This window comes from Nocardia vinacea NBRC 16497, from assembly GCF_000308835.1.
Taxonomy (GTDB): Bacteria; Actinomycetota; Actinomycetes; order Mycobacteriales; family Mycobacteriaceae; genus Nocardia; species Nocardia vinacea.
Genome location: NZ_BAGN01000405.1, coordinates 1 through 12198 on the forward strand (window position 1 = coordinate 1; position 12198 = coordinate 12198).

Sequence of the window (12198 nt, forward strand, 5' to 3'; positions counted from 1 at the left end):
CCCTGCTGGCGGAAATCGCCGCAATGCCCGAAAGGCACGACAGTATCGACGATCTCGTCGCCGACATATTCGTCACGGTCGTCACGCGCTGGCGTACCCATCCGATGGTCGAACGAATGCTGGCGATCGAACCCGAGCGAGTGATCATGAAACTCACGGTCGACGGCGCCGCTACCTTCACCATGTGCGTCGCCGCGACCGCCACCACGCTCGAACGCGCGGTCCAGCGCGGACTACTCGCCGAGTTCGACGACCTGATGACCCGCGCCGAAATCGTCTGCCGCGTAGTCCATTCACTCATTCTGGCCCCGCACGGCACAACACCGCTACGGTCCGACGACGAGCTCGCCGAGTTCGCGCGCGGGTACCTGGTGCCAGTCGTCACCAATGCCTGCGGCTGATTCTCTCCTTCGAGTACTTGTGCTGATACACCGTCGTGGGGGTCACCCTCATGGCTAGGCGCTGATGCCCGCGGTGAGGATGGCGGCCAACTCGCGGTAGGCATCGGCATCGTCGAGTCCGGTGTGCTCGCGCACCCCGCCCTGCTGAATGCGGACCATCATGGTCGCGGCCATATCGGCGGCGAAGGCGGCGTGGACGTCACGGAATTCGCCCGCCGCGACGCCTTCATCGATGAGTTCGCGGACCCGGCGGGCGGCGATCCTGGTGTTCTTCTCGTAGATCTCCCGCGCGGGCGCGAAACCGCTCAAGTCGGCCATGAATCGGTCGGAGGCCGCGGCCAAGGCGGTACCGACCGCGGACAGGTAGGCGGTGATGCGCTCACGGGCATCGGTGATCGGCGCGATGCTGGTTTCCACGTCGTCGGTGGCGCGGCGGAAGAAGTGCACTGTCGCGGCCCGGACCAGCTGTTCCTTACTGCCTGCGAGGGTGTAGAGGGTCGACTTGGAGCAGCGCAGTCTGGCGGCGATCTCGTCGAGGGTCAGGTGGGCGAATCCCTCGGTCAGAAACAGGTCGACCAGCGCGTCGAAGAGTTCGGTACGCCGCCGGGTGGCGAATCCTGCGCGCGTGAGCTGCTCCATATCAGCGAATAGTACTGGTGAGGTGCTTGCAGTACTGCAGCAAGAGCAGTACTGTATGCAGTAATTCAGTACTGTTATTCGTAGGCGAGGAGTCCTGTGGCCGTCGAACGTCTGCTGCCCACCACCGAAGCCCGGGAATTGATCCAGCTCACCCGCGACATCGCCGATAAAGTCCTCACGCCGATCGTGGATGAACACGAACGGGCCGAGACCTATCCCGACGGTGTGTTCGCCACGTTGGGGGAGGCCGGGTTGTTGAGCCTGCCGTACCCGGTCGAATGGGGTGGCGGTGGCCAGCCGTACGAGGTGTATCTGCAGGTACTCGAGGAGATCGCCGCGAGGTGGGCGGCGATCGCGGTGGCGGTCAGCGTGCACAGCCTGGCCTGCCATCCGCTGCTCGCCTTCGGTACCGAGGAGCAGCAGCGGCGCTGGCTGCCGGAGATGTTGGGCGGCAATACGATCGGCGCGTACAGCCTGTCGGAGCCGCAGGCCGGATCAGATGCCGCCGCGGTGGCATGCAAGGCCGGTCCCGTCGACGGCGGATATCTCGTCAACGGCACCAAGGCCTGGATCACCCATGGCGGCATCGCCGACTTCTACAACCTTTTCGCACGCACGGGCGAGGGGGCGCGCGGCATCTCCTGCTTCCTGGTACCGCGTGAGACCACCGGCCTGACATTCGGCAAGCCCGAGCAGAAGATGGGGCTGCACGCGGTGCCGACCACGACCGCGCACTACGACGACGCGTTCCTGCCCGTCGAGCGACGGATCGGTACGGAGGGGCAAGGACTCCAGATCGCTTTGAGCGCACTGGATTCCGGCCGACTCGGCATCGCGGCGGTCGCGACCGGACTGGCTCAGGCCGCGCTCGACGAAGCCGTCGCCTACGCCAAAGAACGCACGGCATTCGGCAAGCCGATCATCGACCATCAGGGTCTCGGGTTCCTACTGGCCGATATGGCTGCCGCGGTCGATTCGGCCCGCGCCACCTACCTCGATGCCGCGCGGCGACGCGATGCGGGGCTGGCGTATTCACGGCAGGCGAGTGTTGCCAAACTGATCGCGACCGACGCGGCCATGAAGGTCACCACCGACGCGGTCCAGGTATTCGGCGGCTACGGCTACACCCGCGACTTCCGGGTCGAGCGGTATATGCGCGAAGCCAAGATCACCCAGATCTTCGAGGGCACCAACCAGATTCAGCGCCTGGTCATCGCACGCAGCCTCGCACAATGACCGGTCGGATCCACACCCCCGGCACGGCAGAGCCCCGGGACTTGAGCGGGTGGATAGCCGGGACAAGTCGGGGCTCTGCCGTGCGAACGCCGGATCAGCGATATCCGCCGTAGTTCTGTCGATTCTGGTCGTAGTCGTACGGTTTGCAGCCGGAGTCGTTCGGACCGGCACACCCGGGCTGGTAGGTGTCGCACGACCCAGGCGAACACCTCGGCGGATGGGCCGAGCAGATCGTGTACCAGAACATTTTCCCGATGGCGGACGAGCCGCCGTTTCGGTGCCGACGAGGTATCTGGGCCAGTGGTGTCCGCGGTGGCGTCGGGGTGCGTGGCGGCCACGCTCATGGGCGGCGCGGTGGAATTCCCCTTCCTTTACGACCGGGTAGCCACCGGGAGTTGGTCGGGAGTGGTGGTGCTGACGGTCCGCAACGGCATGCTGCTCTGCGCGACTGTGTGGTCGATCGTTCGGCTGTGCCGCAACGGTCTCGATCATCCGGGGCACCCATCGGCCAACTCGCTGCTGGATATCGGTTCGGTAACGCCCAGTTGGTTGCGCGCGCTCCCCAGCAGATCCGAATTCCGCCAACCGGACAGGTATTTCCCTAGTTCAGGACCATATCTGCGCGCCAGGTCACGATTCGGTCTCGCGCGAACGCGCGGCGTCGTGTGAGCAGTGGTTCTTTTTTCGAAGTTCAATTACTGCCCCGCTCTCGCTAGCTAATAGTTAGCCTTCATAAAAGTCGGGGAGCGGCAATCGCGCCGCATGACAGGACGGATCGGTCGTCGGTGACGGCGATCACCCGTGTTGCGCCATCTTCCATATCGAATCGCTACCTTGGTCGATCGGAGTGTCGGCCCGGAGAACGCTATGGCTAATCCAGCGTCCATACCCAACCCCTTCCAGGCACGCGGTACCGGTAGTCCCGCCGCCTCCCAGCCGAGCTCGAGGGCCGCCGCAGATTCGGCGCGGTCTGCCCGTGTCCTCCGCGATGAGCAACTCGCGCCGCTGCGGATCCCGGCACTGGTGCTGGGTGCGTTGCTGATCTGCCTCGGTGTGGCGGCGCTACTGCCATTGCGAGGATGGCTGCACGACTACGGCGCCGAGCTTGTCATCGCCGCTTACCTGCAATACATGGCGATCGCGACCACCCTCGAGGTATGGGGTCTGCGCATGACCAGGAAAGGTCCACGCCGCAGGTGATACGCGCACGATGAGGTGCTTCGACTGTTCACCTTTCGGTCAGAATCCGTCGATAGTGTCCCGAAAATGACCGACTTCGCGACGCGGCAGCCATCGCCCGACTTCAGTGAGATCGGCGACCTCGAGTCCGTGGTCGACCTTTCCGACACTGCCGGTTTCATCGTCGACGATTTCGACGACGACGACCCGATCCTGATCACCGCCCAGGGCGGTTTCGCCGTCGACACCTGGCGTGAGGGCTACCCCTACGAGGAGCGTCTGGCCCGCGATAGCTACGAGGCCGACAAACGCCTGCTGCAGATCGAGCTGCTCAAATTGCAGAATTGGGTGAAGGCCGAGGGGCGCAGGCTGGTGATCGTATTCGAGGGCCGCGACGCCGCAGGTAAGGGCGGGACCATCAAGCGGTTCATGGAGCACCTCAACCCGCGCGGCGCACGCGTGGTGGCATTGGAGAAGCCGACCACGCGCGAGTCGACGCAGTGGTACTTCCAGCGCTATGTCGAACACCTACCCGCGGGTGGGGAGATCGTGTTGTTCGACCGCTCTTGGTACAACCGGGCCGGAGTCGAACGGGTCATGGGGTTCTGCACCCTCGAACAACATCAGCGATTTCTTGCCCAAGTTCCGCTCTTCGAGCGCATGCTCGTCGACGACGGCATCGACCTCGTCAAGTTCTGGTTCTCGGTATCCCCGCTGGAGCAGCGCACCCGCTTCGCCATCCGCCAAGTCGACCCGGTCCGCCAGTGGAAGCTGTCCCCGATGGACCTGGCCTCGCTCGACAAGTGGGACGACTACACCGCCGCCAAAGAGCAGAACTTCGAGCACACCGACACCGACTACGCCCCCTGGATCGTGGTCAAGAGCAACGACAAGAAACGCGCCCGCCTCAACGCGATGCGCCACGTCCTCGGTCTGTTCGACTACGACAACAAGGACCCCGAGATCGTCACCCCGGCCGACCCACTCCTCGTGGGCCGCGCCTGCGACGTCATCGGCTCCTGACCCGCCCGGAAATCCTTGGGGTGACACCGCAGGGTGAACTCGTGCGGTCACGCGGCCGAGTCCGCGTGCTCTACGACTCCGCAGACCCGACCCGCAACCGCATCGATTTCGATCAGAAGCCGCACGCAGAGCAGTTCTGACAAACGCCGAGGTCCTGGCCCGGCACTCTAGCGGCCAATTTGCTGAGAATTCGTATTTTCCACACCGACACCCACTCAGCCTCTAGCCTTGATGGGTCAGTTTTTCCAACACGGCTCGACCACTGTCCTCGCGGAGTGGCACACCCGCCACCCGCCTAGAAAGTTGGGAGAAGAACCGAATGGATAACAGGGACATTCTGGACGCATTCGAGGCCATGGATCGGGACTCCGACGGCTTCATCAGCCGCGAAGAATTCTTCGAGCACTACGAGAACGAGGGCAAGGACCCCCGGTCTATCGCGGAGTTGTTCGACAGCCTCGATAGGGACGGCGACGGCAGGATTGTCAGGCACGAATTCCTGGCCGCCGCGGCCGGTGGACGTATCTGAGCGGGATCCGCTGGAATCCAGCCGAACCGCGAATCGGTCCCGGGAGATGACTCCCGGGGCCGATTTTCTGTCGTACCTGCTCACTCGCGGCGCGGCCGGGCCCCGCTCCCTCGACGAGCTCACCGGATGCTGCTCGCCGCCTTCGCGGCCAGCGCGACGCAAGCACGTCGTAGCGGTCGACGTCAGTGCCACGCTGGAAGCGTGAAACGCTTGATCACGAATCCGTACGCATTTCGACCGCTGGCATCCGAATTTCATCATCCGGATCGGCAACCGTCGCGGAAATCCTTTCGATCAGAACGATTCTGTGCAGCTGATCCGGATCACCCGCGTACCGGAACCGGCGTGTGACGGCTCCCAGGTTCGCCGAATACAGCACTTTCGGTCTGTGCACAACCCTGCAGAACGATAAATTCTCGCTGCGGGAAATCGTGTCCGGTCCTGGATCCGGAGCGGAAAATTATGCGCCGCAGGGAATTCCGGCACCTCTAGGGAGCACACGTGACCGCCGATACCAACACTCTTCTCAATGAGGTCGACCTCGACGCCGTCGGCGGCTTGGTGAAAGCCATCCAGGCCGACCCGGCCAAGGCGCAGACCACGTGGGCGGCTCACGTGACGTGGAAGGGCGCATTCAGTTCGGAGGCGCGGATCCGCAACTTCTCGCCGACGCCGTCGGACGAGCCGACCACCCTCGGGGGTGGCGACAGCGCACCGAATCCGGTGGAGCAGCTGCTCGCTGCGCTCGGCAACTGCCTGGCGGTCGGCTACGCGGCGAATGCCACGATCGCCGGTATCCGCATCGACAGCTTGCGGGTCGACCTGAAAGGCGACCTCGACCTGCGCGTATTCCTCGGGCTCGCCGAGGGCCACGCCGGCTTCGAAACCGTCACCGCCACAGTGCGGATCGACTCGGACGCCTCCCCGGAACAGCTCGCAGAGTTGCATGCAAAGGTGGTGGGCAGCTCGCCGGTGGGGCATACGGTGCGCAACGTGGTGCCGCTCGATGTCGTCCTCGCCTAGCCCGGGACCTTACGGGGCGCGCAACGCCATCAGATGCGACGACTTGACGAATCCGAAGTCGAAGGCCTGCTGTCCCTCGATGCTGTCGCGCATTTGGCGACGATCGACTCGGATGGATACCCGCACGTCACCCCGATTTGGTTTCTGCGGGTGGGCGCGGTCTTCTATCTGACGAGTTATGCGGGTCGCCCGCATCTGGATCGAATCATGCGAAATCCTCGAGTCGGGCTCGTCATCGATGTGGAGGCCGCTTTGCGCGCTGATGGTGAGAGGCCGAACAAGCAGGTCCGGGTGATCGGTGACGCTACCGTTTCTCTCGATCGGGATGGGATGTGGACCAGGCGAATCCGAGCCGAGTACATCGACGGCTCGACTGCACCCGGAGCAGTCGACCGGGCTCTGGACCGGGAGAGGATGCTCATCACGATCATCCCTCGCAAGATCACAGCCATCGCCAGTATCTGAGCACGACGAACATCCACAGATGCGCTGCCCGAACCGGCCGCGGCGGTGAGGGCAAGCACGATGTCAGATGGCATGCCTCGATCGAGTCGAGTCACGGTTGTCGGGGCTGAAGTGGATTGCATAGGGTCGATCGAGACTGCCGCCGAGCCGAGGCTCGATCGACCTGGATCAGCCGAAATTGAGGTGGTCGGTGAGGCTTTCGTTGATCAGGTGCTGGGTTCGGGTCAGGTCGCGGACTGACAGATCGCGTTCGGTTAGGGTCAACATGGCTTTCCATAGCGCCCAGCCACTGGCGCTCCTGCGGTTTCGCACCGTTGCAGAGCACAAATGAATTCCGCGACCGAGGCCGCGAATCGGTCAGGTCGTCGATGCGGAAATCCCTCCGACAAGATCCAGCTGTACAGAGCCCTGGACCTACAAGTGCGCTACGAGCACCAACAACAACTCGCAATCGTTGGCAGGCACCGGATTGGATCCGACGGAACCCGTCCCCCTGTTCACGGAATGGGCTCAGGTATAGGAGTGAACGCGGCCAAGGTTCACCCGCAGCAGCTCATCGCTACCGCCGATGGACTGGCTGTGCGAGTTGCTGACCAACAGACGGCCGAACGCGCGGGTCGCCGAGCGGTTGATCGCGTTGGTCTCAACGGCCACGGGGGACCTGATCGAATGGGCTGTCTCGGTCGGCGGCGTATTCGCGGGGCATACCCAGTACGCGTTCACTGATGATGTTGCGGGCCATTTCGGTGCTGCCGCCGCCCAGGCTCGCGGCGTTGCGAAACAGATAATGTATGCCGGTCTGCCCGTTGCCGGGACCGTCCGGCTCGCCGATCACCGCGGCGGTGCCCGCGATCCGCAACGCGGAATCTGTTTGCAGCCAGGTTGTTTCGGCGCCGAACAGGCGGACGATCGAGCCTGCGGCCGGGGGCAGCGTGCCCGCAGCGATCGCAGTGGAGATGTGTGCGATCAGTTGATTGCGGACGAGGCTCATCGTTCGCGCCGCGCCGATGTCCTCCCGCACGCGGGCGTCGTCGAGGCATCCGGTGGTGCGGGCCAGGTCGATGAGTGCGTTGGCTTCGCCTCCGAGGTGGGGCTGTTCACCGCTGATGTAGGGGGAGGTGCCGCCCACCGCCGCACGTTCGTGCTCAGTCGGGAAGTGGCTGCCCAGCCTGCGCCGACCTCGCCGATTACCGCGTCGGCGGGTAGCCGGACATCGTCGAAGAATTCTTCGCAGAACTCGGTCGATCCGGTGACCTGCTTGATCCGCCGGATCGTCAGGCCGGGGGCGGTGGTGGGCACAAGGAACAGCGTGAGCCCGTTGTGCTTGGGTACCTTCCAATTCGTGCGTGCCAGGCACAGTCCGTAGTCGGCGGCATAGGCACCCGAGCTCCAGATCTTGGTGCCGTTGAGAATCCACTCGTCGCCGTCGCGGTAGGCCCGTGTGGTCAAACCGGCAAGATCGGACCCACCCCGAGGTTCGGACAAGAACTGTACGAGGAGTTCTTCTCCGCGCAGCACCGCCGGAATGTGGATGCGTTTCTGCGCCTCCGTGCCCAGCTCCAGCAGGGTCGCCGCGCAGATGGCCAGCGTCGGAACATTCAGCGCCAGCGGCATCTCGTAGCCCAGCGACTCCTCGGTGAACGCCTGCTGGTGGGCGCGTGTGAGACCCTGTCCGCCATACTCTTTCGGGAAGCAGATGCCCGCGAAGTCGCCGTCGAAGAGAATTCGCTGCAGGGTACGGTGGCGGGCCCACACCGCTTCGTCGAAGAGGCCGAGCGAGGAGTCCGTGGTGCGCGGCAGGTACTCCTTCAACCAGCGGCGGGCGCGGTCTCGGAAGCTGTCGACGGATTCGAGTTCGATGGACATGCAGCGCTCCCAGTCAGTAGGTCGGTGATGCGTGTTCTCGTCACGCCCGTCGCGTCTGCCGGCATGAGCAGCTGGACCGGGCCATCCGCGGTGCGGGTGCGCAGGCACGGCCGAATTCCTCGGCGACCAGCGCAAATTCTCTTAGTGGTCGACCCGAAACCGAGCCGCCACCGAGGGTTTCGGGGACCAGCATGGCCGCCCGGCCCAGCTCCGCCCGGCGACGCCACCACTCACGGTCGAATCCGGTTGCGGTGTGGCGGATTTCGCGAGGCACATCGCTCAGCATGGTGCGTCGGAGGAGATCACGGATGGTCGAGTGGAACGGCGCCTGCTCGTAGGTCGGATCGACGGTCATGGTGGATGGTCTTTCTGAGGGGGATTCGGAGCGACGGCAGCTACCCGGTTGACGTTCTTCTCACACGAGAATAACGTGTTCAGATATCGAGAGTAGCATTCTCTCGGATTCCGGAAGTGGCCGTCCTGTGTGGACGGCGAAGCCCGCAGACACTGAGAGCCGCAGCGCATATGGGAGCGACGACGCGGCGTGGCGGCCTTCGCCCCGGCACGGCCGAGCTGAGTTGTTCGATGTAGTGAAGGGAAGTGCCAGATGAAGGTCTTCGTCGACTCGGATCGTTGCCGTGGTCACGGCGTCTGCGTCGGTCTTTGCCCACAGGTGTTCGTCCTCAACGACGACGGCTATGCCCAGGTCCAGATGTCCGACATACCGGACGAGTTCAGCGAGGCGGTCGAATCCGCTGTACAGGCCTGCCCCGAACAGGCGATCGAAGCGAGCTGAGTCGAGGTCGCGAAATCCCTATCCCCATTACTGATCAGGAACGCAGATGACCACCGCGACAGACCTGCTCGCCGACCGGATCGCGGTCGTCGACACAGTGACCGCCTACTCCACCGCCCTCGACAATCGCGACTGGCCGCTGTTCGAGAGCCTGTTCACGCCAGACGCCGTCTGGGACTATTCGGCGGCCGACCAGCGGTGCACCGGCCCCGCCGAGATCCTCGCACGGGTTCGGCCGGGGATCGAAAGGCTCGATGCGACACAACATTTCGTCACCAACCACGTCGTGACGATCGCCGGAGACGAGGCCGCCCACAGCTGCTACTATCTGGCCCAGCACATGCGCGGCGGTGAACGCTTCCTCGCGGCCGGTCGCTACCGGGATCTGCTGCGTCGCACGGAGTCCGGCTGGCGGATCGCGTCGCGGCTGTTGTCGAACACCTGGACCGACGGCAATCCCAGCGTCGTGTTGCAGTGAGTTCCCCGAGTGGAACCATCGGGTAGGCAGGGCCGGAATGTGATCGCGGCGGGCGTGCCCCGCCGCACACCAGCTCGACGTGGCCGCCGCCGATGGTACGAACGCGCCTGCCAGCAATCGAGCCTGCGTGGGCCGACGCTATGAACGAACTGTTTCGTTACGATGGTCGTGTGGCATATGACTCTGCGGCGACCAAGGAAAGGATTCTCGCTGCCGCGACGAAAGAGTTCGCCGAATACGGCATCGCCGGCGCGCGGGTGGATCGTATCGCGGCCGATGCCAAGGCCAACAAGCGTGCGATCTACGACTACTTCGGCGACAAGAAGGCGTTGTTCGCGGTAGTCCTGGAACGGTCGATGGTGGAACTGGCTCGAGCGGTACCGCTTGATGAGTCCGACCTGGGTAACTACGCTGCCCGGTTGTTCGATTACCACCGGGCGCACCCGCGGGCGCTGCGTTTGGTGATGTGGGAGGCGCTCGAAATAGGGGATGGTCTCGTTCCCGACGAACCGGCGCGCACCGAACACTATGCGGACAAGGTCCGGGCCGCACGGGCTGCGATGGGTTCAGCGGAGCGTGATCCCCGGACGCTGGTCTTTCTGATTCTCGCCATGGTCGACTGGAGTCTGGCTCTGCCACAGTTGCGACGCATGCTGTTCGGGCCTGACTACCCGGCGGATCGCCTGCGCCCGGCCATCGCCGAGGCGGCCCGCGTCCTCACCGATCATTTTGCCGCCGGGGATGACCGATCAGGGGCGAGCGGCGCGCTGACCGCGTGATCCACCCCGCTGCTGTCCGACTGCCCAGTGATAGCCTCGCGGTCATGTCCACCCGCAGGCGAGGCGCGAAGGACTCGGCGACGCGGCGCACTCTTCTGGACGCTACTGCGCGGGTCATGACCGAGGAGGGTTACGCGGCCGCGACGACCCGTCGGGTGGCCGCGGAGGCGGGTGTCAAGCCGGCGTTGGTGCACTACTACTTCCCGACCATGGAGGATTTGTTTCTCGCGGTCTTCAGTGAAGGAACCGAGGCCAACTTCGAACGCCAAATGCAAGCGCTGACATCGGACCGGCCGCTGCATGCCCTGTGGGAGCTGTCCCGGGATCCGCGCGGCAACGCGCTGATGCAGGAGTTCATCGCGCTGGCCAACCATCGCAAGGCGATTCGTACCGAGCTGATGGCTTATGCTCGGCGGTACCGGGAAATCCAGGTCACTGCTTTCACATTCATCCTGCGGGAGCATCGGATCGCCCCCGAGCAGATCACCCCAGTGACGCTGTCGATGCTGCTCTCGGGCCTGCCGCGACTGATGGTGACGGAAGCCAACTTCGGTTTCAGCATGGGTCATGACGAGATGCTCGCTCTGGTCGAACACTACCTTGACATCTTGGAGCCACCGGCAGTCGCCGCCGATCAGATCGACGCTTCCGATCAAGCCGACGACGGCTGCGCATCCGACACGGCGTGAATCGGCCGGTTCGTCGCGGACAACGGCTGGGTCGACCCACCACGCCGCACGGCGACGATCTCTGCGGCGATCGCCACCGCGATCTCCTCGGGAGTCCGTCCGCCCAGTCCCAACCCGATCGGTGAGTGCAGACGGCGCAGCTCGAACTCGGTGAGACCTGCTGCCCGCAAACGGGAACGGCGATCTGCATCGGCGCGGCGTGAGCCCATCGCACCGACGTATCCGATCGGTAGCCGCAATGCCAGCTGCAGGACCGGTATATCGAACTTCGGATCGTGGGTCAGCACGCAAACTGCGGTACGCGAATCGACCTGGGCGCGGCCGAGATACCGATGCGGCCAGTCCACTACCACCTCGTCGGCGTCGGGGAACCGCGCCTTCGTGGTGAACACCGATCGAGCATCGCAAACGGTGACACGGTAACCCAGCAATCGCCCGACCTGGCATAGCGCGGCACTGAAATCGGTTGCCCCGCAGACGATCAGACGTGGTTGCGAGCCGAACGACTGGATGAATACCGTGCGGTGGTCATCGTCGCATCCGATTACCTGTATGCCGGATGCGGCGGCGTCGAGCATCCCCAAAGCCTGCTGTACCACCGCCGGTTCGAACTTCGCGCCGGCAGTTTCTCGTAGTCCGATGGCGCTGATCTCGCCGGTTCTCAGATCGCGGACCAGAGTGATCGGATGCTCGGCTCGCACGACGGCTTCGATGGCCGGGTACTCCTGCGGGGTGACTCGATGGACGAAAACCTGCACCTCGCCACCGCAGGTGAGTCCGACCGCGAAGGCGTCGGAATCGCTGTAGCCGAACGTCTCCCACGCCGGCATGCCCGACCGCATAACCTGCCCGCAGAGGTCGTAGACGGCCGCTTCCACACAGCCACCCGAGATGCTGCCCAGGACGGCACCCTCGTCGTTCACGGCCATGGTCGCGCCGGGCAGCCGTGGTGCGCTTCCGGTTACGTCGACAGCCGTGGCGACGGCGTACGAGGCTTGCTGCGCATGCCATCGCAGTAGCTGTGCCGACAATTCGCGCATGATCAACCTCTCGAGCTGTATCGCGAGAATATCATTCTCAAATCCGACATACATT

The 12198-nt window shown here is 64.2% G+C and carries 15 protein-coding genes and 2 pseudogenes; 12 read left to right on the forward strand and 5 right to left on the reverse strand.

Annotated elements, in window-relative coordinates; translation table 11 throughout:
* Positions 1-401, forward strand: a pseudogene (locus ON44_RS38235) (TetR/AcrR family transcriptional regulator); the annotation flags it as partial.
* Positions 402-455: 54 nt separating this feature from the next.
* On the opposite strand, the gene ON44_RS38240 reads toward ON44_RS38235, so the two are convergent.
* Positions 456-1040, reverse strand: a complete 585-nt coding sequence (locus ON44_RS38240) for a TetR/AcrR family transcriptional regulator (protein ID WP_040699580.1) — start codon at positions 1038-1040, stop codon at positions 456-458.
* Between the two features lie 96 nt (positions 1041-1136).
* Between ON44_RS38240 and ON44_RS38245 the strand changes: the two genes are divergently transcribed.
* The 7 genes from ON44_RS38245 (at position 1137) to ON44_RS38275 (ending at position 6495) form a co-directional block, all read left to right on the forward strand.
* The gene (locus ON44_RS38245) at positions 1137-2276 is read left to right on the forward strand and encodes an acyl-CoA dehydrogenase family protein (RefSeq protein WP_040699581.1); all 1140 of its coding nucleotides are present in this window, start codon (positions 1137-1139) and stop codon (positions 2274-2276) included.
* A 327-nt stretch (positions 2277-2603) separates the two neighbouring features.
* Entirely contained in the window at positions 2604-2945 is a 342-nt protein-coding gene (locus tag ON44_RS38250; protein WP_157187516.1) for a hypothetical protein, read from the forward strand.
* Between the two features lie 198 nt (positions 2946-3143).
* Positions 3144-3476 carry a hypothetical protein gene (locus tag ON44_RS38255; RefSeq protein ID WP_040699583.1) on the forward strand — a complete coding sequence of 111 codons (333 nt, stop codon included), beginning with the start codon at positions 3144-3146 and terminating at the stop codon, positions 3474-3476.
* A gap of 66 nt (positions 3477-3542) precedes the next feature.
* Positions 3543-4478 carry a polyphosphate kinase 2 gene (gene ppk2 / locus ON44_RS38260; RefSeq protein WP_040699584.1) on the forward strand — a complete coding sequence of 312 codons (936 nt, stop codon included), beginning with the start codon at positions 3543-3545 and terminating at the stop codon, positions 4476-4478.
* Positions 4479-4797: 319 nt separating this feature from the next.
* A complete protein-coding gene (locus ON44_RS38265; RefSeq protein WP_040699585.1) occupies positions 4798-5007 on the forward strand; it encodes an EF-hand domain-containing protein in 210 nt (69 codons plus the stop codon).
* 501 nt (positions 5008-5508) lie between these two features.
* Complete coding sequence (locus tag ON44_RS38270) at positions 5509-6030, forward strand: OsmC family protein (RefSeq protein ID WP_040699586.1); 522 nt, start codon at positions 5509-5511, stop codon at positions 6028-6030.
* 33 nt (positions 6031-6063) lie between these two features.
* On the forward strand, positions 6064-6495 hold the full coding sequence (locus ON44_RS38275) for a pyridoxamine 5'-phosphate oxidase family protein (RefSeq protein WP_083898407.1): 432 nt from the start codon (positions 6064-6066) through the stop codon (positions 6493-6495).
* Positions 6496-7005: 510 nt separating this feature from the next.
* Here the strand turns inward: ON44_RS38275 and ON44_RS51015 are convergent.
* From ON44_RS51015 to ON44_RS38285, 3 genes and pseudogenes are all read right to left on the reverse strand, one after another.
* Positions 7006-7149 (reverse strand): hypothetical protein, encoded by a 144-nt coding sequence (locus tag ON44_RS51015; RefSeq protein ID WP_157187517.1) that lies wholly within the window; start codon positions 7147-7149, stop codon positions 7006-7008.
* Positions 7139-8355 (reverse strand): annotated as a pseudogene (locus ON44_RS38280) (acyl-CoA dehydrogenase family protein). Before ON44_RS38280 ends, ON44_RS51015 begins: the two are co-directional and overlap by 11 nt.
* Before the next feature lie 46 nt (positions 8356-8401).
* A complete protein-coding gene (locus ON44_RS38285) occupies positions 8402-8716 on the reverse strand; it encodes an acyl-CoA dehydrogenase family protein (protein ID WP_040699588.1) in 315 nt (104 codons plus the stop codon).
* A 252-nt stretch (positions 8717-8968) separates the two neighbouring features.
* Here ON44_RS38285 and ON44_RS38290 point away from each other — a divergent pair, with 252 nt between their 5' ends.
* The 4 genes from ON44_RS38290 to ON44_RS38305 all read left to right on the forward strand — a co-directional run bounded on the left by ON44_RS38290 (position 8969) and on the right by ON44_RS38305 (position 11103).
* Positions 8969-9157 carry a ferredoxin gene (locus ON44_RS38290; protein WP_040699591.1) on the forward strand — a complete coding sequence of 63 codons (189 nt, stop codon included), beginning with the start codon at positions 8969-8971 and terminating at the stop codon, positions 9155-9157.
* A gap of 46 nt (positions 9158-9203) precedes the next feature.
* Positions 9204-9635: a nuclear transport factor 2 family protein gene (locus ON44_RS38295; protein WP_040699592.1), complete on the forward strand. Its 432-nt coding sequence runs from the start codon at positions 9204-9206 to the stop codon at positions 9633-9635.
* Between the two features lie 170 nt (positions 9636-9805).
* A complete protein-coding gene (locus tag ON44_RS38300; protein ID WP_051182972.1) occupies positions 9806-10414 on the forward strand; it encodes a TetR/AcrR family transcriptional regulator in 609 nt (202 codons plus the stop codon).
* Between the two features lie 44 nt (positions 10415-10458).
* Positions 10459-11103: a TetR/AcrR family transcriptional regulator gene (locus ON44_RS38305; RefSeq protein WP_040699633.1), complete on the forward strand. Its 645-nt coding sequence runs from the start codon at positions 10459-10461 to the stop codon at positions 11101-11103.
* Here ON44_RS38305 and ON44_RS38310 read toward each other — a convergent pair.
* Complete coding sequence (locus tag ON44_RS38310) at positions 11067-12143, reverse strand: XdhC family protein (RefSeq protein ID WP_040699634.1); 1077 nt, start codon at positions 12141-12143, stop codon at positions 11067-11069. The genes ON44_RS38305 and ON44_RS38310 overlap by 37 nt on opposite strands.
* Positions 12144-12198 lie beyond the last annotated feature (55 nt).